This is a genomic window from Microcella alkaliphila (assembly GCF_004216855.1).
Classification (GTDB): domain Bacteria; phylum Actinomycetota; class Actinomycetes; order Actinomycetales; family Microbacteriaceae; genus Microcella; species Microcella alkaliphila.
Genome location: NZ_SGXT01000002.1, coordinates 1 through 22,069, shown reverse-complemented (window position 1 = coordinate 22,069; position 22,069 = coordinate 1). Strand labels below are relative to the sequence as shown.

General features: G+C 72.6%; 18 protein-coding genes. 11 read left to right on the top strand and 7 right to left on the bottom strand.

Going from position 1 to position 22,069, the window contains the following annotated elements; genetic code table 11:
• The 5 genes from EV140_RS00375 to EV140_RS00355 all read left to right on the top strand — a co-directional run.
• Positions 1–216: transposase (locus EV140_RS00375; RefSeq protein ID WP_198674306.1), on the top strand; the 216-nt coding region annotated here is incomplete at its 5' end.
• A gap of 164 nt (positions 217–380) precedes the next feature.
• Positions 381–2,090 (top strand): PucR family transcriptional regulator, encoded by a 1,710-nt coding sequence (locus EV140_RS00370; protein WP_130279966.1) that lies wholly within the window; start codon positions 381–383, stop codon positions 2,088–2,090.
• A 131-nt stretch (positions 2,091–2,221) separates the two neighbouring features.
• Entirely contained in the window at positions 2,222–3,220 is a 999-nt protein-coding gene (locus tag EV140_RS00365) for an ABC transporter permease (RefSeq protein ID WP_198674305.1), read from the top strand.
• On the top strand, positions 3,217–5,079 hold the full coding sequence (locus tag EV140_RS00360; RefSeq protein ID WP_130279964.1) for a dipeptide/oligopeptide/nickel ABC transporter permease/ATP-binding protein: 1,863 nt from the start codon (positions 3,217–3,219) through the stop codon (positions 5,077–5,079). Before EV140_RS00365 ends, EV140_RS00360 begins: the two co-directional genes overlap by 4 nt.
• Entirely contained in the window at positions 5,076–5,855 is a 780-nt protein-coding gene (locus EV140_RS00355; RefSeq protein ID WP_130279962.1) for an ABC transporter ATP-binding protein, read from the top strand. The genes EV140_RS00360 and EV140_RS00355 overlap by 4 nt, the downstream gene beginning before the upstream one ends.
• Before the next feature lie 74 nt (positions 5,856–5,929).
• Here EV140_RS00355 and EV140_RS00350 read toward each other — a convergent pair whose 3' ends face one another.
• Genes EV140_RS00350 through EV140_RS00340 form a run of 3 tightly spaced genes read right to left on the bottom strand, consistent with a single transcriptional unit; the run spans position 5,930 to position 9,815 of the window.
• Positions 5,930–7,840 carry a S9 family peptidase gene (locus EV140_RS00350; RefSeq protein WP_130279960.1) on the bottom strand — a complete coding sequence of 637 codons (1,911 nt, stop codon included), beginning with the start codon at positions 7,838–7,840 and terminating at the stop codon, positions 5,930–5,932.
• Positions 7,837–8,961 (bottom strand): o-succinylbenzoate synthase, encoded by a 1,125-nt coding sequence (menC, locus tag EV140_RS00345; protein ID WP_130279958.1) that lies wholly within the window; start codon positions 8,959–8,961, stop codon positions 7,837–7,839. Before menC ends, EV140_RS00350 begins: the two co-directional genes overlap by 4 nt.
• Positions 8,958–9,815, bottom strand: coding sequence for a GNAT family N-acetyltransferase (locus EV140_RS00340; RefSeq protein WP_130279956.1), 858 nt, complete (start codon positions 9,813–9,815; stop codon positions 8,958–8,960). The genes menC and EV140_RS00340 overlap by 4 nt, the downstream gene beginning before the upstream one ends.
• Positions 9,816–10,031: 216 nt before the next feature.
• Between EV140_RS00340 and EV140_RS00335 the strand changes: the two genes are divergently transcribed.
• The 6 genes from EV140_RS00335 to EV140_RS00310 all read left to right on the top strand — a co-directional run bounded on the left by EV140_RS00335 (position 10,032) and on the right by EV140_RS00310 (position 18,119).
• The gene (locus EV140_RS00335; protein ID WP_157985566.1) at positions 10,032–10,916 is read left to right on the top strand and encodes a serine hydrolase; all 885 of its coding nucleotides are present in this window, start codon (positions 10,032–10,034) and stop codon (positions 10,914–10,916) included.
• 22 nt (positions 10,917–10,938) lie between these two features.
• On the top strand, positions 10,939–12,081 hold the full coding sequence (locus EV140_RS00330; RefSeq protein WP_157985565.1) for an amidohydrolase family protein: 1,143 nt from the start codon (positions 10,939–10,941) through the stop codon (positions 12,079–12,081).
• A gap of 162 nt (positions 12,082–12,243) precedes the next feature.
• Complete coding sequence (locus tag EV140_RS00325; RefSeq protein WP_157985564.1) at positions 12,244–13,854, top strand: ABC transporter substrate-binding protein; 1,611 nt, start codon at positions 12,244–12,246, stop codon at positions 13,852–13,854.
• Between the two features lie 169 nt (positions 13,855–14,023).
• Positions 14,024–15,445 (top strand): serine hydrolase domain-containing protein, encoded by a 1,422-nt coding sequence (locus tag EV140_RS00320; protein ID WP_130279948.1) that lies wholly within the window; start codon positions 14,024–14,026, stop codon positions 15,443–15,445.
• Positions 15,442–16,917 (top strand): amidohydrolase family protein, encoded by a 1,476-nt coding sequence (locus EV140_RS00315; RefSeq protein WP_130279946.1) that lies wholly within the window; start codon positions 15,442–15,444, stop codon positions 16,915–16,917. Before EV140_RS00320 ends, EV140_RS00315 begins: the two co-directional genes overlap by 4 nt.
• Positions 16,917–18,119, top strand: a complete 1,203-nt coding sequence (locus EV140_RS00310; RefSeq protein WP_130279944.1) for a M20/M25/M40 family metallo-hydrolase — start codon at positions 16,917–16,919, stop codon at positions 18,117–18,119. Before EV140_RS00315 ends, EV140_RS00310 begins: the two co-directional genes overlap by 1 nt.
• Positions 18,120–18,141: 22 nt before the next feature.
• Here EV140_RS00310 and EV140_RS00305 read toward each other — a convergent pair whose 3' ends face one another.
• The 4 genes from EV140_RS00305 to EV140_RS00290 form a co-directional block, all read right to left on the bottom strand.
• The gene (locus EV140_RS00305) at positions 18,142–18,699 is read right to left on the bottom strand and encodes a type 1 glutamine amidotransferase domain-containing protein (protein WP_130279942.1); all 558 of its coding nucleotides are present in this window, start codon (positions 18,697–18,699) and stop codon (positions 18,142–18,144) included.
• 143 nt (positions 18,700–18,842) lie between these two features.
• Positions 18,843–19,430, bottom strand: a complete 588-nt coding sequence (locus tag EV140_RS00300) for a hypothetical protein (protein WP_130279940.1) — start codon at positions 19,428–19,430, stop codon at positions 18,843–18,845.
• Between the two features lie 57 nt (positions 19,431–19,487).
• Positions 19,488–20,633: a zinc-dependent alcohol dehydrogenase gene (locus EV140_RS00295; protein ID WP_130279938.1), complete on the bottom strand. Its 1,146-nt coding sequence runs from the start codon at positions 20,631–20,633 to the stop codon at positions 19,488–19,490.
• Between the two features lie 24 nt (positions 20,634–20,657).
• Positions 20,658–21,806: a glutathione-independent formaldehyde dehydrogenase gene (locus tag EV140_RS00290; RefSeq protein WP_130279936.1), complete on the bottom strand. Its 1,149-nt coding sequence runs from the start codon at positions 21,804–21,806 to the stop codon at positions 20,658–20,660.
• Positions 21,807–22,069: the final 263 nt, after the last annotated feature.

Sequence of the window (22,069 nt, the reverse complement as noted above, 5' to 3'; positions counted from 1 at the left end):
ATCACGCTCGGGCGGACGCTGAAGCAGCGCGCCGCCGACGTGCTCGCGTACTTCGACCGGCCCGGCACCAGCAACGGGCCGACGGAGGCGATCAATGGCCGCCTCGAGCATCTCCGCGGCTCCGCCCTGGGCTTCCGCAACCTGGCCAACTACATCGCGAGATCCCTGCTCGAAGCCGGCGGCTTCAGGCCACTGCTACACCCTCAATTGCGATGAGCCCCTATTCGGTGCGCCACGACCACCGCGGCCGGCGTCCGCGACGCACGCCGCGGGCGAACGGTCGAGCCGCAGCGCCCGTGCACGAGACGATCGTGTTTCGAGCACGTGAAGAGCCCGCGAGGCGAGCGGTGGAAGGGGCATCCGCGTTGCTACCATGAAGGATGCTGCGCTCGCCGTCCGAACTCGACGATCACCGCACCCCGGTCGGGCCGCCCCGGCACTCGACGCCACCCGCCGAGGCCAGGCCTCGCCCCACGATCGAGCGGATGCTCGACGACCTCGGCTCGACGTTCCTCTCGCCGCTCGTCCCGCTGCCCGACCTGTCGCGCCGCATCGGGAGCGCGGTCGTGTACGACCCGCTCGACTCGCAAGCCGTGCCGAACGGCGCCGTCGTGCTCGGGGTCGGCCTCACGGACGGGCCCGAGCTGCGGACCGTGCTCGGGCTCGCGGGCGCGCAGGGCGCGAGCGCGATCGTGCTCCGCGAGCCCGTCCTCGTCGACGGCGCCACCGCAGCCGTCGCGCGCGAGCAAGGCGTCGCGCTCCTCGGGATGACCCGGGGCGCCTCCTGGACGCAGCTGAGCACGATGGTGAGCGCGCTGCTGACCGAGCCCGACGAGTCCTCTGCGGACGTCACGATCGGCGGCCTCCCGAGCGGCGACCTGTTCGCGCTCGCGAACGCCATCTCGGCGCTGCTCGACGCCCCGATCACGATCGAGGACCGCAACTCCCGCGTGCTCGCCTTCTCGAGCCGCCAGGGCGAGGCGGACGCCTCTCGGATCGAGACGATCCTCGAGCGCCAGGTGCCGGAGAAGTACTCGCGGCTGCTCACCGAGGCCGGCTTCTTCAAGACGCTCTACTCATCGGAGGGCCCCGCGTACATCAGCCTGACCGCGGACGGACACGAGCTCAAGACGCGCGCGGCGGTCGCCGTGCGCGCGGGCGACGAGATCCTCGGCTCGATCTGGGCCGCGGTGCCCGGCCGCTTGAGCGAGGAGCGGACGACCGCGCTCCTCCACGCGGCGAAGGTCGTCGCGCTCCACATGCTGCGCATCCGAGCCGGCGCGGACGTCACGCGCCGCATGCGCGCGGACCTCTTGAGCACGGCGCTCGAGGGCCGCGATGGCGCGGCCTACGCGCTCGAGCGCCTCGGGATCGCGGATGAGCACGTCGCGGTCTTCGCGGCCGGCATCGTCGGCGGCGACGACGACAACCTCGACGAGGCGAGCGGGCGGCAAGCGCGACGGCAGCACATCGCTGACGCGATCACCGTCCACCTGGCCGCTGTGCATCCGAAGGCGTGCGCAGCGCTGCTCGGCGGGACGATCTACGGCCTGCTGCCGGTGCGCTCGCGCGAGCAGGGCGAGGCGCATGCGGCTCGGCTCGCGAACGACTTCCTCGCCCGCGTCGGGCGGAGCGCGGGCCTCGCGATCGGCATCGGCCGCATCACGAGCGGCCCTCGGGGCCTCGTCGTCTCGCGCGACGGCGCGGAGCGGGCGCTGCGCGTGCTGCAGCAGCAGCAGCCGTCGGCGGCGCGCGTCGCGCTCTTCAGCGACGTGCACGTGGACTCGCTGCTGCTCGAGCTGCGGGATCGCTTCGCCGCGGGCGGCGAGTGGGCGACCGGCCCCGTCGCGCGGCTCCTCGAGCACGATCGCGCGAACGACAGCGAGTTCGTCGAGACGCTGCGCGTCTGGCTCGACAGCATGGGCGACGTGTCGACGGCCGCCGAGCGCCTGCACATCCACCCGAACACGTTCCGCTACCGCCTGCGCCGGCTCGCCGAGGTGGGCGACATGGACCTCACGGACCCCGACGTGCGCTTCGCCGCGCAGCTGCAGCTGCGCATCGTCCCGGAGCTCGTCCGACGCTCCTGACGGCGGGGCGTGCGGATTGATCAACCGCACAACCGCGTCGCGGCCGGCCTGGTCGATCAGACGATGCCGACGCCCGGAGCGCCCGTCAGGCTGTCGTACACACCGTCCCATTCCGAGAGGCGAGGTGCGCGTTGGCCTCCACGACCACCACCGTGCTGGCGCTGGCCGCCCAGCAGCGGCGCAGCAACCCCTGGGTGCGCTACCTCGCACGCCGGGCCCTGTACTTCCTCGTGTCGCTGTTCCTGCTGGTCACGCTCGCCTTCCTGCTCGTGCAGCTCATCCCCGGGGACCCCGCGCGCGCGTCGGCGGGCGAGATGGCCCCGCCGGAGGTCGTCGAGGCGCGGCGGGCAGAGCTCGGGCTCGACCAGCCGCTCATCGTGCAGTACCTCCGCTTCTGGGTGGGGCTCTTCACCGGTGACCTGGGCGACTCCTTCACGTCGCGCACCCCCGTCATCGATGTGATCCTGACGCGCGCGCCCGCGACGCTCGAGCTCGCGCTCCTGTCGGTCACGATCGTCCTCGTCATCGCGATCCCCGTCGGCCTCGCCTTCGGAGCCCTCACTCGGGGCCAGCGGCGGCCGGGCACCGAGGCGGGCTTCACGACCGTGTCGGCGATCCTGGCGGTCATCCCGGAGTTCCTCGCCGGCATCGTGCTCGTCTACCTGTTCGCGGTGAACGTCCAGTGGCTGCCGGTCGCCGGGCGGTCGGACGTCTCGTCCTACGTGCTGCCGGTCGTGGCACTCGCGATCGGCCCGACGGCCGCGCTCACCAGGATCGTCCGGGCCGAGACGCTCACGGTGCTCGAGCAGGACTATGTGCGCACGGCGCGCGCGAAGCGCATGACGCCCGCGCGCCTCTACGGGCGCCACGTGCTCCCCAACCTGCTGACGTCGACCCTGACGATCTCCGGGCTGCTCCTCGGCGGCATGATCGCGGGCACGGTGCTGGTCGAGAACATCTTCGCCTGGCCGGGACTCGGCAGCACGATCGTGAGGTCCATCCAGGGCAAGGACTACCCGCTCGTGCAGGCGATCATCATCTTCTACGGCGCCGCGGTCCTGCTCATCAACCTCGTGGTCGACATCCTCCTGATCCTGCTCGACCCGCGCACGGCATTGGACAAGTCATGACGAGAACGACGCACCGCCTGCTCACCGTCTTCAGCTCACCCATCGGCATCCTCGCCGTGGTGGCGTGCCTCGCGCTGCTGTTCCTCGCGGTCTTCGCGCCCATCATCTGGGGAGCCGCCGCCGCCGCGACCGACACCGACCAGCTCTCGCGTGGACCGAGCGCCGAGCACGTGTTCGGCACCGACGGCAGCGGCCGCGACATCCTGCTGCGCACGCTCGTCGCGACCCGGCTCTCGGTCGTGATGGCGCTCACGGCCACGGTGGCCGGCGTCGTGGGCGGCGTGCTCGTCGGTCTCCTGCCCCTCATCGTCGGCGGGCGGATCGGCCGGTGGATCGTCGCGGCCATCAACATCGGGGTCGCCTTCCCGAGCCTGCTGCTGGCGATCGCCTTCTCGGTCATCCTCGGCCAGAGCGGCACTGCCGCGACTCTCGCGATCGCGATCGCGATGGTGCCGAGCTACGGTCGCCTCACGCACAACCTCGCCGCCTCGGTCTGGGGGCGCGACTTCGTCTCGGCCGCGCGCGTGCTGGGCGTGCCGGAGTGGCGCTCGGTCTTCCGCCACGTGCTGCCCAACGTGCGCGACCCGCTGCTCGTCAACGCGGCGATCACCGCGGGCAACGCGCTGCTCGCGTTCGCGGGGCTGTCGTTCCTCGGCCTCGGCATCCAGGTCCCCGAGTACGACTGGGGACGGATGCTCAACGAGGGCATGACGCGCATCTTCGTCACCCCCGCGGCCGCGCTCGTGCCGGGTGCCGCGATCATCCTCGCGGGGCTCACCTTCGTGCTCCTCGGCGAGGTGCTCGGGCAGGCGCTCACGCCGGCCTCGCGGGGGCGGATCACGCGGAGGCTGCGCCGGCTGCGCCCGACGTCGGCGGCGCCCGCCGACGCCCGTCCGGTCGACGACGACGCGGTGCTCTCCGTGCGAGACCTGCGCGTCTCGGCCCCCGGCGCCGACGAGCAGTGGCTGCCGCTCGTGAAGGGCGTCTCGTTCGATGTCGGCCGCGGCGAGATCGTCGGCGTCGTGGGCGAGTCGGGCTCGGGCAAGAGCGTGACCCTCATGGCGGTCGCCGGCCTGCTCGACGCGCCGCTGCACGTCGAGGCCGACGCGGCGCACTTCGACGGCGCACCGCTCACGCTCGGCACCGGCGCGCGCGCGTCGTCGCTCGACCACCGCCTCGGGCAGCGGCTCGCGATGATCTTCCAGGACCCGATGTCCTCCCTCAACCCCGCGCTCACCGTCGGCTCCCAGGTCGCGGAGCCCGGGCTCCTGCACCTCGGGATGTCGCGCGCGCAAGCCAGAACGGCGGCGATCGAGCGCCTCGAGGCGGTGCGCATCCCGGATGCCGAGCGGCGCTACAGCCAGTACCCGCACGAGTACTCGGGCGGCATGCGGCAGCGCGCGATGATCGCCGCGGGCCTCATGGGCTCCCCCGCGCTCATCCTCGCCGACGAGCCGACGACCGCGCTCGACGTGACCGTGCAGGCCGAGATCCTCGCCCAGCTGCGGCGCGTCAACGAAGAGCACGGCACGGCCATCGTCCTCGTCTCGCACGACATCGCGGTCATCACGTCGCTCTGCACGCGCGTGCTCGTGATGTACCGCGGCCGGCTCGTGGAGGACGTCAGCACGGCCGACCTCAGGGAGGGCCGGGCGACGCACCCCTACACGCGCGCGCTGCTCGCGACGGTGCCGACGATGACGACGCCGCGGGACCAGCCGATGGCGTCGATCCCCGACGACGCGGACTTCTCGGAAGGCTCGCCCACGGCGGGCGTCGAGGTCCTCCGCGCCGCAGACGACCCCGGCCTCGTCGAGGCGTTCGGGGATCCCGACCGGGTGGCGGAGGAGATCTCATGAGCATGCCCTTGACCTTCGAGTCGGTCTCGATCACGTTCGGCCACGGCGCGTCGACCTTCACGGCCGCCAACGCCGTGGACCTCGAGGTGCGGCCCGGGGAGATGCTCGGCCTGGTCGGCGAGTCGGGATCCGGCAAGTCGACGCTCGCTCGCGCTGCCGTGGGGCTCGAGGAGCCCGCGTCGGGACGGATCCTGCTCGGCGGCACGACGATCTCGCACGCCCGGGGCGCGGCGGTGCGCGAGCGGCGCCGGGTGCAGATGATCTTCCAGGACCCGCAATCGTGCTTCAACCCGCGCCGCACGATCGGCCAGTCGCTCGACGAGGCGCTCGTGCAGGCGGCCAGGCGCGAGGGCGACGCGTCGGCGAGCGCGCGCGTGCGCCGCACCGAGATCGATGAGCTGCTGCACGCGGTCGCGCTGCCGGCGGGCACGGCGGCGCGGATGCCGACGCAGCTCTCGGGCGGGCAGCGCCAGCGGGTCGCGATCGCGCGCGCCATCGCGGCTCGGCCGACCGTCGTGCTCGCCGACGAGATCACCTCGGCGCTCGACGTCTCGGTGCAGGGCTCGGTGCTCAACCTGCTGCGCGACCTGCAGCGCGAGCTGGGGTTCTCGGTGCTCTTCATCAGCCACAACCTCGCCGTCGTGAGGGTCGTGTGCGATCGGGTGGCGGTCATGCGGCGCGGCAACCTGATCGAGGTCGGCGACACGCTCCAGGTGCTGGAGCAGCCGCGCGAGGACTACACGCGAGAGCTCATCGCTGCCGTGCCGACCCTCTGAGCCGAAGCTCGCGCAGAGCGACCGAAGGAGGGTGCGACCGCCGCGGCGGTCGCACCCTCCGTTCCCTCCACCGGTCAGCCGGTGTGCGCGACCACCCAGTCGACCACTCGCTGGTTGTAGTCGCGACGGTGCGCGAGCGGCCCGTTCAGGATGAACAGGTGGGAGCCGCCGGGGTACACGACGAGCTCGGTCTCGACGCCGCGCTCGCGCAGCCGCGCGTACCAGAGCTCCGCTTGGCCGAGCGGGCACCGCTGGTCGTCCTGACCGTGCAGGATGAGCGATGGCGTCGTGACGGCGTCGACGTACGTCGAGGGCGAGAGTCGCACCGCGTTCTCGGCGCCGCCGACCTCAAGGTCGTGCAGGACTCCGCCCATGTCGCTCGACGCGTTGACGGTGCGGTGATCGCACACGAGCCCGCCGGGCACCGCGGCGCGGAACCGATCGGTCCGGCTCGTGAGCCAGCACGTCATGAAGCCGCCGTAGCTGTAGCCGGTCACGGCGAGGCGATCGGGGTCCGCGACGCCGTCCGCCACGAGGCGGTCGAGCGGCTCGAGGAAGTCCGGCTCGTCGACCTCGCCCCACCCGCCGACGGCTGCGGTGTAGAAGGCCTCGCCGTAGCCGTCGGAGCCACGGGGGTTGAGGGTGAGCACGTTCCAGCCCTGCGCCGCGAGCAGCTGGTGGTACAGGTGGACGGTGTCGGCCGTGCCCGTCCACGCGTTGTGCGGCCCGCCGTGGATGTCGAGCAGCGTCGGCGCGGGGCCGTCGACCCCCGGCGCGCGGAGCAGCCAGCCGTGCACCTCGGTGCCGTCGGAGATCGCGAACCGCACCGCGCTCGGCGTCAGGAACGCCACGCCGGGGAGCGAGGTGCCGAGGTGGTCGGTGAGGCGCTCGTGGGAGCCCTGCTCGAGGTCGAGCAGGGCGAGCTCGCCCGGCGCAGAGGCGTCCGAGACGCGCACGACGGCTCGCGCGCCCGCGATCGAGAGGCCACCCACCACCGCGTCGTCGCCGGCGGGGTGCTGCCGCACGTCGCCCGTCGCGAGGTCGAGCGAGAGGACGACCGTCTGCCCGCCCTCGCGCACGCAGCAGTACAGGCGGCCGTCGGAGCCGAAGGCGGGGCTGCCGCCGGGGTAGCCCGGTCCCCCGCCCATGACGTTGCGGTCGAGGTCGCCGGCGATGACCGTCGCCGCCCCGTCCGCGGCGTCGAGGCGGACGAGCCGGTTGAGCCCGACCCCCACCTCGAGGTCGCCGATCGCGATGACGGACGCGCCGTCGGTCGTCCACGTGAGCGGTCCGCCCACTCCGGTCGCCGTGAACGGGAAGCGCACGGACTCGCGCGGCCGGGTGAGGTCGACGAGCCCGACGCGCCGCGCGAAGCGTGTCCCGTCGACCTCGACCCCGCTCTGCGCGAAGGCGATCGTGGCGCCGTCGGGCGACCATGCGGGGCTGCCGCACTGGCCCTCGGTCGTCAGGCGCTCGCTCGGGCCGCCCGCGACCGGCACGACGAACACGTGCGTGCGCGCGGTGCCGATCCAGCCCATGCCGTCCACCCGGTGGCCGGGATCCCCGGTGACGACGAGCGGCGCAGGCGGCGTCGCCTCGAGGTCGTCGACGAGCGCGGTGAAGGCGAGGTGCGCGCCGTCGGGCGAGAAGCTCGGGCCGCCGACGACGCGCAGGCCGCGCGTGAGCGGCACCGCGTCGCCACCGGCGAGGGGGATGCGGTGGATCGAGGGCGTTCCCTCGTGCTCGCGCACGAACGCGACGGTCTCGCCGTCGGGCGCGACGGCGGGGGCGGTGTCGATGGCCCCGCTCGTGAGCGACGTCTCGGCGCGGTCGTCGATCGACAGCGAGCGCAGCTCCGATCGCGGTGCACCGGAGGCATCGCGGCGCGTCAGCGCGTAGACGACGCGCGTGCCGTCGGGCGTGAGGACGGGGCTCGACGGTTCCGCGATCGCGGCGAGGTCGTCGAGCGTCGGCGTGCGCGTCATCGCGCCACCTCGACCAGGTCCGTGCGGAAGCGCTCGAGGCGATCCTCATCGATCTCGACGCCGAAGCCCGGCCCGCTCGGCACGTCGACGACGCCGTCGTGCATCCGCAGCGGCTCGGTCACGATGTCCTCCGCGAAGAAGCGGTCGGAGCCCGAGATGTCACCGGGGAGCGTGAAGCCGGGCAGCGCCGCGAGCGCGGCGTTCGCCGCTCGCCCGATCCCCGTCTCGAGCATGCCCCCGCACCAGACGGCGATGCCGTGGGCACGCGCGAGGTCGTGGATGCGCCGGGCCTCGAGGTAGCCGCCGACGCGGCCGGGCTTGACGTTGATGACGGCGGCGGCGCCGAGCGAGATCGCGTCGGCGGCCGCTTCGCTCGAGTCGATCGACTCGTCGAGGCAGATGGGCGTCGTCATGAGCTTCGCGAGCTCCGAGTGCTGGCGGATGTCCGCCTCGCCGAGCGGCTGCTCGATCAGGAGCAGGCCGTACTCGTCGAGGCGGCGCAGGTGCGGCGCGTCGACGAGCGTGTATGCCGCGTTCGCGTCGACCTGGAAGAGGAGGTCGTCGCCGAACGAGCGGCGCACGGCGGCGACGTGCGCCACATCCGCCCCCGGCTGGATCTTGAGCTTGATGCGCGCGTAGCCCTGCTCGACGTAGCCGCCGACCGCGGCGACGGTGGCGTCGACCGAGTCCTGGATGCCGACCGACACCCCCGACGGCACGGTGCGGTGCACGGCGCCGAGGTAGGAGGCGAAGGAGCGGCCCTGCTCGCGCAGCTGCGCGTCGAGGATCGCCATCTCGACCGAGGCCTTGGCCATCGGGTTGCCGACGACCTTGGCCAGGTGATGCGCGACGGTCTCGGCCGTGAGGTCCTCGGCCGCGAACAAGCGGGGGGCGAGCCAGCGCGAGACGACCTCGGCCGCGCCGTCGAGGTACTCGGGCGAGTAGTACGGGCGGTCGAGCGCGACGTTCTCGCCCCATCCCGTCACGACCGCGCCGGCGTCGGTCTCGAGCTGCGCCTCGACGAGGAAGCAGCGCTTGTGGGTCTGCGTCATGAACGACGTGGTGAACGGGGCGACGAGCGGCATCTCGAGGTGATGCAAGCGCAGACTGCGGAGTCTCATGGCGTCCTTTCGCGGTGGAGCACGTACTGGCAGGAGCGGGTGAAGTCGGTGACGGCCCATCCCGCGTCCAGCAGGCCGCCGAGGGCGGCCCGCGTGACGGTCCGCCACCGACGCGCGAGCTCCGGGTCGCTGCGGCGCAGCGCCTCGATGTCGCGCGGCACCGCGACGAGCGCGACGTGCGCGTCGGCGCCGGGCGGCACGTAGCTCGGGGGCGCGTCGGGCAGGTCGGCGACCGCGATGTGCGCGTCGCCCAGCCACGGGCACGGGGTGGCGGCGGCGGGAGGAGTCGGGATGAGGTCCCAGCGGATGAGCATGCGGTCGGATCGCTGCCCCGCGTTGATGACGTCGGTCATCGCGCCGTAGAAGTCGAGGTAGTACGAGTCGGCGCGAGCCCCGAGCCTGCGGATGTTGAAGTAGGCGTTGCGCGCCACGAGCGGGTCGTAGGTCCACGTCATCGTGTCGATCCCGCGCTCGAGGCACCAAGCGCGCTGGTACAGCTTCATCGCCCGGCCGAGGCCGCGACCGGTCGCGGTCTCGACGAGGCCGACGATGTGCGAGTGGAAGTGCGTCCCCGGCGGGCCGCAGAAGCCTGCGGCCGCACCGACGGGCTTGCCGTCCTCGGTCGCGACCGTCACGAGGTTGCCCGCGTGCGCGATGGCGACGAGCATCGCCGGGTCGATCATCTCGGTGCCCTTGCGGCCCCACACCGAGCTGAGCACCTCCGCGGCGCGCTGCGCGGCGGCGGGGTCGTGGGCGTCGTCCATCTCGACGCGCGCCTCGGCGCAGGCGTCGTTGGCGAGCGTGCGCGCGGCGATCGCCGGCGTGGCGAGGGTCGAACCGGCGGACGGATCCATCGCGCTGCCCCCTTTCGTCTGGTTCTGGTGACAGGCTCGCGGTTCTCCGGCGGCGCAGCATCATGCAGGAGGATCACCCGCGGGGCCCCCGCTTGTCCGAAGCGACAAGGCCGCATCACGGGGCGCCGCGCACTGTGCGCGGCCACGAACCGCGGGCGCGACCGTTGTCGCCACGGATGATGCGGCGCCTGCCGCGCGGCGCGGATGCTGGCGCACATGGGACTGCAGCAGACCGTCGACGCGCTCGAGGAGCGGTGGGGACTGACGGCGTTCGTGCACGGGATGGCGCTCGACGGCGACGCCGACGTCGGCGTGCGCGCCGACGAGCCGGTCGTCGCGGCGAGCGTGTTCAAGCTGCCCGTCCTCGTCGAGGCCTGCCGACAGATCGCCGCGGGCGACATCGATCCCACCCGGCGCTTCGACCTCGCGCCCGACGACTTCGCCGTCCTCGGCCCGACGGGGATCGCGGTGTTCGCGGATCCCGTCTCGCTGTCGTTCCGCGACCTGTGCCTGTCGATGATGTCGGTCTCCGACAACCGGGCGACCGACGTCGTGATGGATGCGGTCGGGCTCGAGCGCGTCAATGCGACGATGCGAGCGCTCGGCCTTGGCAGCACCGTGCTCGAGGGCGATTGCGCCGCGCTGTTCGCCTCCATCACCGAGGACCTCGCCGTCGCGCCGGACGCCGCGCTCGACCTGTCCGCGATCGACGAGGACGCGCTGCGCGGCCTGCGTGCGCTCGATCCGCGGCGCACCAACCGCACCACGCCCCGCGAGGCCTCGCAGCTGCTCGCCCGACTGTGGACCGACCGCGGCATCGACCCCTCCGCCTGCGCCGAGGCGCGACGCATCCTCGGGCTCCAGGTGTGGTCGAACCGGCTGCGCGCGGGATTCCCCGACGACAGCGTGCGGGTGAGCGGCAAGACGGGCACCCTGCTGACGGTGCGCAACGAGGTGGGCGTCGTCGAGCACCCCGACGGCGGTCGCTGCGCGGTGTCGGTCTTCCTGCGACTCCCGGCCGCCGATGCCGTCGTGCCGCACTTCGACCACGCGATCGGCGAGATCGCCGCCGCCGCGGTCGCAGAGCTGCGCGCCCGGTGAGGGCGACCGACCAGGGGCATCGATGACCGACACCTACCTGCTGGGCGGGCACGCGCTCATCGACGGGACCCTCGCTCGCGCGGACATCCGGCTGCGCGAGGGCCTCGTCGCGGAGATCGGCCCGGCGCTCCGACCGGCCGCGGGCGCGCTGGTGCTCGAGGTGACGGGCTTCACGATGCCGGGCCTCATCGACGCGCACACGCACATCTCCTGGGCGGGCACGGCACCGATGCCGCGGACGCTCGAGGGCGTCCGCGCCCGGGCCGAGCACAACCTGCGACGGATGCAGCGCGCGGGGGTCACGACGATCCGCGACGTCGGCTCGCTCGACGGCGTCGCCCTCGACGCGTCCGGCGGACCGGGGCGCCATGCGGCCAACCAGATCGTCTGCGCGGTCGGCGGCCACGGGACAGAGGCGGCGGAGCAGTGGCGCGGGCTCCCGAGCCTCGCGATGGAGGCCAGCGGGCCGCAGGGGTTCCGGGCCGCGGTGCGCGCGCAGGTCGAGCGCGGCGCCGGGCTCATCAAGCTCACGCTCAACGCGGCCGACCTCGAGGTCACGCCCCAAGAGGCGCGCGCCGCGGTCAACGAAGCGCATCGGCTCGGTCGCCGGGTCGCGTGCCACGCATCGGTCCCCGAGGCGATCGACATCGCGATCGACGTGGGCGTCGACACGATCGAGCACGGCAACGGCGCCACTCCCGCGCAGCTCGATCGGATGGCGCGCGCCGGGATCGTGCTCGTGCCGACGGTGTGGATCTTCCAGCGCTCGCTCGCGCTCGCGCGTCGCGCGGATGGCGGGAGCGGCGCCGCATGGCCGCCGCCGGCCGAGATCTGGCAGGCTCGCGTCGACGCGCATCGGGACGTCATCCGGCACGCGGTCGCGAGCGGCACCCGGGTGGCCGCCGGCACGGATGCCATCCAGGGCTTCCCGCCGGACGCGCTGGCGGACGAGATCCTCGCGCTGCACGCTCTCGGGCTCGACCCGATCGACGCGCTCCACGCCGCGACGGCGGGCGGAGCGGCGGCGCTCGGCATGCCAGAGCTCGGGCGGCTCGGCGAGGGAGCACCCGCGGATGTCGTCGTGTTCGACGGAGCGCCGGACGACGTCGTCACCCGGCGCGAGCGGCCCGTCGCCGTGTTCCAGCGGGGTCGGCGCGTGCGCTGACCGGGGACCGGTCGGCGCCGAGCGCCGTCGCGCCTGTCGGTTCTCCCAAGCCCGGTCGTCGGCTTTCGTGCTTTCGGACGATGTTCCGGATCCGGGCGGGCGAGAGAGTGCGAGCACACGGTCACCCGACTCTCCGCACCTCGAACTCCTGGAGGACCTCTCGTGAAGAACAAGAAGAAGCTGCTCGGCGCCGCCGCCTGCACGGCAGCCGCGCTCGTCCTGACGGCGTGCGGGGGCGGCGGCTCCGGCCCGTCCCAGGGCGCGGGCGAACCCGTGATCGACGGGACACTCACCGTCGCCATCAACGAGGACCCCGGCAACCTGCTGCGCCACATCAACTCGAGCGCGACGCTCAGCTACGTCTACCCATGGGCTTACGAGGCGCCGGTCTACTTCGACGCCGACGGCGAGGCGCAGGGCTGGCTCGCCGAGTCGTGGGAGGAGACGCCGACCTCGCTCCAGTTCACGATCCGCGATGACGTGCTGTGCGACGACGGCTCGTCGCTCACCGCCGAGACGGTCGCGAACAACTACCGCTGGATCCTCGACCCGGAGAACGGCTCGAGCTTCGTCGGCCTCGTGGTGCCGGCGGATGCCGTCGTCGAGCACGACGACGCGGCGCGCACGGTCACGCTCACGACCGAGACGCCGAACTCGTTCCTGCTGCCGCAGCTCGGCATCCACCCGATCTACTGCCAGGGAGCGCTCGACGACCCGGACAGCGTCGCCGCCGCGACGAACGGCACGGGGCTCTACCGGCTGGTGCAGGCGGTGCAGGGCGACCACTACACGTTCGAGCGCAAGGACGACTACGCGTGGGGCCCCGAGGGCGGCGTCGACGGCTCGACGCCGGGCGTGCCGAAGAGCGTCGTCGTGCGCATCATCGAGAACCCGAGCACGAGGGCGAACCTGCTCCTGTCAGGCGAGCTCAACCTCACCGCGGTGCAGGGCCCCGACGAGGACCGCGTCGCGGCCTCGGCTGACCCGCTGATCGCCAACTCGCTCGTGACGGGCGGCTTCGCCTACAGCCAGGCCGAGGGCCGGCCGACCGCCGACGAGCAGGTGCGGATCGCACTGACGCAAGCGCTCGACCTCGACGCCCTCATGCGCGTGCAGACGGCCGACAAGGGCGAGCGCGCGTCGAGACTCGCGGTCCTGCCGCCCCAGATCTGCCAGTACGACGCGGCGACGACGAACCTGCCGGCGAGCGACCCGGAGGCTGCTGCCGCGACGCTCGACGACCTCGGCTGGGTGATGGGCCCGAACGGCATCCGCGAGCGCGACGGGGAGCAGCTCACGCTCCACTTCGCGTGGAACACGCGCTGGCCCGAGACCTCGGCGACGGCGGAGCTCATCGCGGAGCAGTGGGCGGCCGTCGGCGTCGGCGTGGAGCAGGACGGCTCGGAGTACGGCGTCTTCATCGAGAGGGTCCGCGCGGAGAACGCGGCGTCCGAGATCGACGTCGTGTGGCACGCGGCGAACTACTCGGTGCCGAACGTGCTCACGTCGTTCGTCGCGGGCCCGGTGCCGCCGACGGGCAACAACTACGCGGCGATCTCGAACCCCGAGTTCGACGCCCTCGTCGGGGAGGCCTCGCAGTACACCGGCGCCGAGGCATGCGCCACGTGGGAGCAGGCCGAGTCCGAGATGTACTCCTCGGCCGACTACGTGCCGTTCGCGATGCGACCCGAAGTGACGTACTCGCGCGGCATCGAGGCGACGCTCGGCGGAGCCTGGGACACGGCGACCTCGTTCATCCTCGTGCAGGAGTAGCGAGCGGCGACGGGGCCGGTCGGAGCGATGCTCCGGCCGGCCCCGCGGCGTGCGGCGCCCGTGTCCGATCGCACCAAGCGCGTCGCGCGGGATTGTCGCGCGTGACGATGCCGCCTCGCCGCCTCGCGGCGAGACTGGCGGCAGTCCTTCAGGAACGGAGTAGAGACCCATGACCGTCCTCCACAGCCCGACCGCCTTCGATCCCGCACCCTGGGACGGGCTCCTCGCCGAGATCAGCCGGCGCCACCACGTTCCGGGCATCGTGGCGGGTGTCCTGAGCATCGACCCAGGCACGGGCGCGGAGCGCCGCTTCGTCGCTCGGACCGGCGTCAGCAACGTCCGCACGGGCGTCGAGTCGGACCGCGACACCCTGTGCCAGATCGGCTCCATCACCAAGGTCGTGACGACCACCATGATCATGCAGCTGTGCGAGGAGGGCAGGCTCTCCCTCGACAGCAGGCTCGTCGACGTGCTGCCCGAGCTCGCGCTGGACTCCCCGCACGCCGACGACGTCACGGTGCGCCACCTGGTGACCCACACCTCCGGCATCGACGGCGACCTGTTCACCGACACCGGACGCGGCGACGACTGCATCGAGCGGTACGTCGCGACGCTCACCTCGGCCGAGTCGCTGTTCGCGCCGTCGACCGGCTGGTCGTACTGCAACTCCGGCTTCGTGCTCGCGGGGCGCATCATCGAGGTCTTGGACGGACGCACGTGGGACCAGTCCCTCCGCGCGCGGATCTCGGAGCCACTGGGCATCTCGTCGTTCCTGACGCTCCCGGAGCAGGTGATGGCCCACCGCCACCAGTACGGCCACGTGCGCGCGCCCGGCACCTCGACGTGGGCGCCGGCCGCGACCGCGATGATCGCGCGCTCGATGGGGCCGGCGGGGCTCATCACGAGCACGGTCGACGACCTCCTCTCGTTCGGCGCCGCGTTCCTCCGGGGCGGGGCGACCCGCGACGGCGCTCGGCTCGTGAGCGAGGAGACCGTCGCGGCGATGACGCAGCCGCAGTGGACGCTCGACGAGGCGGCAGCCACGATGGCGCCTCGCTGGGGCCTCGGCTGGATGCTCGACGACTGGGACGGCCACCGCGTGTTCTGGCACGGCGGCACGACGATCGGCAACAACGCGTGGCTCCAGGTGCTGCCCGACGACGGGCTCGTGCTCGTCGTCTTCTGCAACGGCGGCGTCGCGCCGTACGCGGCCGCAGAGGTCTACGGCGCGTTCGCGGCCGAGTTCGCCGGCGCTGTCCCGACCCCGCTCGTCCGGCCCTCGGGGCCGAGCGCGGACGCGGTCGTCGACGACCACTGGCTCGGCACGTACGCCGACGCCTCGACCTCCCTGACCGTGACGCGCGGCGAGGACGGCGGCGGCCGGGTGACGATCGTCAACGACTCGGGCATCCAGCCGGCCGGCGAGCCGACCCCGACACCGCTGCTGCCGACCTCCGAGCCCTTCCGCTTCGTGACGCGACCGGATGCGCTCACGCCGTGGGCGCCGGTGTCGTTCACGTCGATCGACGGCACGCCCGTGGCATACGTCGGCATCCGGGCGCTGCCGCGCCGCGAGGAGGCGGCGGCATGAGCGCGCTGCTCCTCCGCGGCGGCCGCGTCGTCGACCCCGGCACCGGCTCCGACCGGATCGCGGACGTCCTGATCGAGGACGGGCGGATCGCCGCCGTCGGCCCCGGCCTGCAGCACGACGACGCGCTCGTCGTCGACGTGACCGGCAAGGTCGTCGGCCCCGGCTTCGTCGATCTCCACAGCCACGTCAACAGCATCGCCGGCCAGCGGCTCCAGGCGATGGACGGCGTGACGACCGCGCTCGAGCTCGAGGCGGGCCTCCTGCCCGTCGAGATCGCGTACGCCCGAGCGCTCGAGGAGGGCAGGCCGATCAACTTCGGCTTCTCCGCATCGTGGGGCATGGCGCGCGCGGAGGTGCTCTCCGGCCGCGCCGCCGACGCCGACTTCGTGCACGGGCTCTCGATGCTCGCCGACCCCGCATGGCAGGGCGACTCCTCGCCCGCGCAGCTGCGGGCATGGCTCGGGCGGCTCGAGGGCGAGCTCGCCGACGGCGCGCTCGGCATCGGCATCCTGCAGGGCTACGCGCCGCGGACCGACCCCGCCGAGTACCGCGCCGTCAACGAGCTCGCGGCGCGCGCGGGCGCGCCGACCTTCACGCACGTGCGCGAGATCGTGGAGGCCGACCCGACGACCCCCGTCGACGGGACGGTCGAGGCTGCGCGCGTCGCCATGGACTTCGGCGGCCAGGTGCACCACTGCCACGTCAACAGCACGTCGCGCCGTCACATCGACCGCGTGCTGCAGACGATCGAGGATGCTCGCGCGGGCGGCGCAGCCATCACCGTCGAGTCGTACCCGTACGGCGCGGGCAGCACGGGCATCGGCGCCGCGTTCCTCGCGCCGGAGCGGCTCGCGATCTGGGGCCTCACGCCGAGCAGCATCGTGCTCGTCGCGACGGGCGAACGCATCCGCGACGCGGCGCACCTGCGCCACGTGCGCGCCACCGACCCGGGCGCCGCGTGCATCGTCGAGTTCCTGGACGAGCACGACCCCGTGGACACGGCGCTGCTCGAGCAGTCGCTCGCCTTCCCCGACGCGATCGTCGCATCCGATGCGATGCACGTCACCTGGCCGGACGGCTCGGTCGACACGCGCGAGTGGCCGCTGCCGCCGGGCGGGATGACCCACCCGCGGACCGCGGGCACCTACGCCCGGTCGCTGCGCACGATGGTGCGCGAGCGCGGCCTGTGGACGTGGCTCGAGGCGTTCCGGCGGTGCAGCTACCTGCCGTCGCGCGTGCTCGATCGCGTGGCACCCGCGTTCGAGCGCAAGGGGCACCTGGGCGTCGGCGCGGATGCCGACATCGCGGTGGTCGACCCCGAGCGCGTGACCGACCGCGCGACCTACTTCGATGGGACCCGCACCTCCCTGGGCATCGACCACGTGCTCGTCGCCGGCGAGTTCGTGGTGCGCGACGGCGACATCGTGCTCGACGCGTACCCCGGCAGGGGCCTGCGCGGAGTGCTGCGCTGATGCCCGACGCCGCGGCGACCAGCCTCCAGGTGCACCCGGTGCTCGCGGCTGCGGAGCGCAGCCTGCCGGACATGCTCACCGATCTCGAGCGCCTCATCCGCTGCGAGTCGCCCTCCGCGGATCTCGCGGCGATCGCGCGCTCCGCCGACCTCGTCGCCGAGATCGGCGCGTCGAGGCTCGGCACCCAGCCCGAGCGCCTCGTGGTCGACGGCTGCACGCACCTGCGGTGGCGCGTCGGCTCCCTTGACCGTGCGGCGCCGCGCGTGCTCGTGCTCGCCCACCACGACACCGTGTGGCCGATCGGCTCGATCGACGCGCATCCGTTCTCGATCGAGGACGGCGTGCTGCGCGGTCCCGGCTGCTTCGACATGCTCACCGGGCTGGTGGCGGCGATCCACGGCATCGCGGCGCTCGGCCCGCTCTTTGACGCCGCGGTCACGCTGCTCGTGACCGGCGACGAGGAGCTCGGCTCCCCCACGTCGCGGAAGCTCATCGAGCAGGAGGCGCCGGGCTGTGTCGCCGTGCTCGTGCTCGAGGCGAGCGGCGACGGCGGGGCGCTCAAGATCGGCCGCAAGGGCGTCTCCCTCTACCGCGTCGAGATCACGGGGCGTTCGGCCCACGCGGGCCTGGAGCCCGAGCGCGGCCTGAACGCGACGGTGGAGCTGGCGCACCAGATCGTCGCGGTGGCGGGGTTCGGGGATGCGACGCTCGGCACGACGGTGACCCCCACGGTCGCGCAGGGTGGCACGACGACCAACACGGTCGCGGCGCACGCGGCGTTCTCGGTCGACGTGCGGGCGCGCTCCGCCGCCGAGCAGGAGCGTGTCGACGGCGCGTTCCGCACGCTCGAGTCGGTCACGGGAGCGAGCATCGCCGTCCTCGGCGGCATCAACCGGCCGCCGCTCGAGACGAGCGCTGCGGAGCCAGTCTGGCGGCGCGCGATCGCGGTCGCGGAGCGCATCGGCGTGGAGCCGCCCGAGGCGATCGTCGTCGGCGGCGCCTCGGACGGGAACTTCACGGCAAGCCTGGGCGTGCCAACGCTCGACGGCCTGGGTGCCGTCGGCGGCGGAGCGCATGCCGCCCACGAGCATGTGCTCGTCGACGCCATCGCGCCGCGCACGGCGCTGCTCGTCGGCCTCCTGCGCGACCTGCTGGCCCTGCCGGACGCCGAGGAGCCCCGCCCAGGGACGACGCGGGCCTGAACGCGCGTCCGAGGGCAGGACGTCACCGCGCCGCGGGTGGCCTCGCGAACTCCTGGACGATGCGCTCGCAGAATGCGGGCAGGTCGTCGGGCGACCGGCTCGTGGTGAAGGTGCCGTCGGTGACGACCTCCTCGTCCACGACCTCCGCTCCGGCGTTGCGCAGGTCGGTCCGGATGCTCGGCCAGGACGTCATCCGGCGTCCGCGCACCCGGTCGGCCTCCGCCAGGGTCCATGGGCCGTGGCAGATCGCCGCGATGGGCTTGCCGGAGTCGACGAAGTCGCGCACGAAGGCGACGGCTGCGGGATCCATCCGCAGCTTGTCGGGGTTGACCGTACCGCCGGGGAGCAGGAGCGCGTCGAACGCATCGACCGTGGCGCCCTCCACCTGGTGGTCCACCGAGAACGTTCCGGCGTCCTCCAGATCGTTGTCGCGCGCCGCGATCTCGCCCGTCTTGATCGACAGGAGGGTCGTGGCTGCCCCGGCATCGTCCAATGCCTGCCGTGGCTGCTCGAGCTCCACTCGCTCGACGCCGTCGGTCGCCAGGATCGCGACGCGCCGGCCGCTCAGCTCACCGGCCATGTCACGACCTCGCCGTTCCGTCGGCGCGGTGCGGGGCCCGAGCGCTCGGCGCGGGGGCGTGCAGCAGTGCAGGTGTCATGTCGTGCTCCTCGTTCGCAGTGGTTGGGTATCGGTCGGTGTGAGGGCGCAGCCGCATTGGCTGCTCATCGGGCACGGCGTCGCCGCAGCGCTCGCGCGGCGGCCACGGCCCCGGCGCCGGCCAGCAGCCAGGGACCGGCGACCACGATGGGGTCCAGCCACAGGTGGGATCGGTCTGCCCGCCGCTGCCCGATCCTGGACGAGAGCCCATGCCGGTCGAACTCGGCGAGCACCCCCGTCTCGGTGATCGGGTTGTCGGGGCGCAGCGTGGCGAAGGAGGCCAGGTGGCTCTCCCAGGCGTCGATGCGGTCGGCGGCGATCAGGAGCAGCCAGTGCGCGGCCCGCCCCTCGCTGTAGCGGGCGTAGGCATGCCGGCGCAGCACGCCGGACAGGCCCCGGGGCGGGGTGGAGGTGCCGAACACGGGCGGGAGGCCGGCGTGCTCGATGGACCGCTCGCGCGGCCACCGCTCCGGCTGGCGCTCCGGGAACTCCCAGTGCGCGCCGGACGCGGACGGGTCGTAGCGCAGCCGCGGCACGGACGGCCGGTCGGCCGGGTCGACGTCCGCGCCCCAGCCGGGGATGCGGGCGCGCAGCGCCTCGCGGTCGACGCGCCGATTCGGCTCGCCGGGGAGGTAGGCCGCGTGACGGGACACGTCGCCGTCGGACTTGGGGATGGGCGTCATTGCTTCCTCCTGATGGCTGCCGCGGGCTCAGGTGCCGGGCACCACGAGCGTCTTGATGCACCCGTCGAGCTTGGCGGAGAACATGTGATAGCCCTCGGCGATGTGCTCGAGCGGGATCCGGTGGGTGACGATGTCGCTGGGCTTGAGGTAGCCGTCGCGGATGTGCTCGAAGAGCCGCGGCCACTGCCGCTTCACCGGGCACTGGTTCATCCGCAGGGTCAGGCCCTTGTTCATCGCGTCGCCGAACTTCACCGCGCTGAACAGCGGTCCGTAGGCGCCGATCACCGAGACCGTCCCGCCCTTGCGCACCGAGTCGATCGCCCAGTTCAGCGCGACCGGCGACCCTCCCTGGAGCTTCAGCTTCGCGGCGCTGACGTGCTGCAGGAAGCTGCCGTCGGCTTCGGCCCCCACCGCATCGATGACCACATCGGCGCCCAGGTAGTCGGTCGTCTGCTTCATCGCCACCACGATGTCGTCGTGCTCGGTGAAGTTGACCGTCTCGGCCTGGGCGAACTGGCGGGCCTTTTCGAGCCGGTAGTCCAGCTGGTCGACGACGATCACCCGGCCCGCGCCCATGAGCCACGCCGACTTCGCCGCGAACAGCCCCACCGGCCCGGCACCGAACACCACCACGGTGTCGCCCTCGGCGATGTCTCCCAGCTGGGCGCCGAAGTAGCCGGTGGCGAGGGCGTCGGTGCACAGCACCGCGTCCTCCTCGTCCATCCAGTCCGGGATGGGCGCCGGCCCCACGTCGGCGAACGGGACCCGCACGAACTCGGCCTGCCCTCCGTCGTAGCCGCCGCAGGTGTGGGAGTAGCCGTAGATCCCGCCCACCGCGGTCGCATTCGGGTTGACGTTGTGGCAGTTGGAGTAGAGCCCGCGCGCGCAGAACCAGCACGAGCCGCAGAAGATGTTGAAGGGCACCATCACCCGGTCCCCGGGCTTGAGCCGCTCCACCGAGGAGCCGACCTCGTGGACCACGCCCACGAACTCGTGCCCGAAGGTCATCCCCACCCGGGTGTCGGGCATCATCCCGTGGTACAGGTGCAGGTCGGACCCGCAGATCGCCGCGCGGGTCACCCGGACGATCGCGTCGTTCGGGTGCTCGATGCTCGGGATGTCCTTCTCCTCCACCCGCACCTTGTACGGGCCGCGGTACACCATCGCCTTCATGGGGTGCTCCTCGTTCCGGTTCGTTCAGCTCGCGGCGGGGTGGAGGACGACCTTCGTCCAGCCGTCTTCGCGGTTGTCGAAGTTCTTGTAGCCCTCGGGGGCGTCGTCCAGCTTCAGCTCGTGCGAGACGATGAACGATGGGGTGGCCTTCCCGCCGGCGACGAGGTCACGCAGGGCCCGGTTGTACTTCTTCACCGGGCACTGCCCCGATCCCATCGTCTGCCCCTTGAACCAGTGCTTGCCGTAGTCGAAGGCAAGCTTGCCCTGCTTCGCGAGCTCGTCCGGGCTGCCGGGATCTTCGGGCACGAACACGCCGACGACGCCGATCCCGCCGGTGAAGCGCACGGAGTCCACGAGCCGGTTCAGGGTCTGGTCAGGGCGCTCGGTGCCGCTCGGATCGTGCGCCTGGTAGCCCACGCACTCGCAGCCCCGGTCGGCACCCAGACCCATGGTCTGGTCCTTCACGAACGCGACAGGGTCCACGGCGGAGTCGTCGACCGGGATCGCACCGATCTGCTCGGCGAGCGCCAGGCGGTCGCTGTGGCGGTCGACGACCATGACCTTGCCGGCGCCCTTCAGGATCGCGGAGTACGCCGCCATGAGCCCGACGGGGCCTGCACCGTAGATCACCACGGAATCCCCCGGGTACACCCCTGCCAGCTCGGTGGCGTGCCAGCCGGTGGGGAAGATGTCGGCGAGCATGACGTAGTCGAGCTCCTTCTCGACGGCGTCCTCGCCCAGTCGCAGGCAGTTGAAGTCGCCGTAGGGCACGCGCAGGTACTCCGCCTGGCCACCCTGGTACGGCCCCATGTCGGCGAAGCCGTAGGCCGCGCCGGCGAGCTGGGGGTCTGGCTGCATCGTCAGGCAGTAGTTCGTGTAGCCGCGCTCGCAGTTCTTGCAGAAGCCGCACGCGACGTTGAACGGCAGCACGACGCGGTCGCCCACCTGCACCTTGCTCACCGCCGGTCCCGTCTCGACGACCTCGCCGAGGTTCTCGTGTCCGAAGGTGCGCCCCGTCTCGAAGCTCGTGCGGCCTTCGTACATGTGCAGGTCCGAGCCGCAGATGTTGGTCGTGGTGATCCGCACCAGCACATCGGCGGGGTGCTCGATCTTGGCGTCCGCCACCTCCTCGACGGCGACGTCGTTCGGTCCCTTGTAGACCACAGCTTTCATGATGAGCTCCTTCGTCGGGATCTAGCGCTGCTTGTGACGCCCACCTGCGGCCCCTCGCCCTCCGGCGCTCCTTCGAGGCAGCTCATCGACGCAACTCCGATGCTCCCCCGTACCCCACCCTCTCCGCCACGACTGGCTTCCTAGTCGACATGAGCCTGGGTCTAATGTGGCTCTTCGCAGTTGACGGTGTAGACGTCCGGGCCGAGTCGTTGCCGGGGTAGGGGTCGAGGTCTTCCAGGATGGAAGTTCCTACGCTCACCGTC

What these genes read in the sequence shown, in the direction of transcription:
- EV140_RS00320 (WP_130279948.1), top strand. Translation starts at nt 14,024, where the DNA reads ATGACCGTCCTCCACAGCCCGACCGCCTTCGATCCCGCACCCTGGGAC.
- EV140_RS00370 (WP_130279966.1), top strand. Translation starts at nt 381, where the DNA reads ATGCTGCGCTCGCCGTCCGAACTCGACGATCACCGCACCCCGGTCGGG.
- EV140_RS00330 (WP_157985565.1), top strand. Translation starts at nt 10,939, where the DNA reads ATGACCGACACCTACCTGCTGGGCGGGCACGCGCTCATCGACGGGACC.
- EV140_RS00355 (WP_130279962.1), top strand. Translation starts at nt 5,076, where the DNA reads ATGAGCATGCCCTTGACCTTCGAGTCGGTCTCGATCACGTTCGGCCAC.
- EV140_RS00350 (WP_130279960.1), bottom strand. Translation starts at nt 7,840, where the DNA reads ATGACGCGCACGCCGACGCTCGACGACCTCGCCGCGATCGCGGAACCG.
- menC (WP_130279958.1), bottom strand. Translation starts at nt 8,961, where the DNA reads ATGAGACTCCGCAGTCTGCGCTTGCATCACCTCGAGATGCCGCTCGTC.
- EV140_RS00340 (WP_130279956.1), bottom strand. Translation starts at nt 9,815, where the DNA reads ATGGATCCGTCCGCCGGTTCGACCCTCGCCACGCCGGCGATCGCCGCG.
- EV140_RS00295 (WP_130279938.1), bottom strand. Translation starts at nt 20,633, where the DNA reads ATGAAGGCGATGGTGTACCGCGGCCCGTACAAGGTGCGGGTGGAGGAG.
- EV140_RS00335 (WP_157985566.1), top strand. Translation starts at nt 10,032, where the DNA reads ATGGGACTGCAGCAGACCGTCGACGCGCTCGAGGAGCGGTGGGGACTG.
- EV140_RS00310 (WP_130279944.1), top strand. Translation starts at nt 16,917, where the DNA reads ATGCCCGACGCCGCGGCGACCAGCCTCCAGGTGCACCCGGTGCTCGCG.
- EV140_RS00315 (WP_130279946.1), top strand. Translation starts at nt 15,442, where the DNA reads ATGAGCGCGCTGCTCCTCCGCGGCGGCCGCGTCGTCGACCCCGGCACC.
- EV140_RS00290 (WP_130279936.1), bottom strand. Translation starts at nt 21,806, where the DNA reads ATGAAAGCTGTGGTCTACAAGGGACCGAACGACGTCGCCGTCGAGGAG.
- EV140_RS00360 (WP_130279964.1), top strand. Translation starts at nt 3,217, where the DNA reads ATGACGAGAACGACGCACCGCCTGCTCACCGTCTTCAGCTCACCCATC.
- EV140_RS00305 (WP_130279942.1), bottom strand. Translation starts at nt 18,699, where the DNA reads ATGGCCGGTGAGCTGAGCGGCCGGCGCGTCGCGATCCTGGCGACCGAC.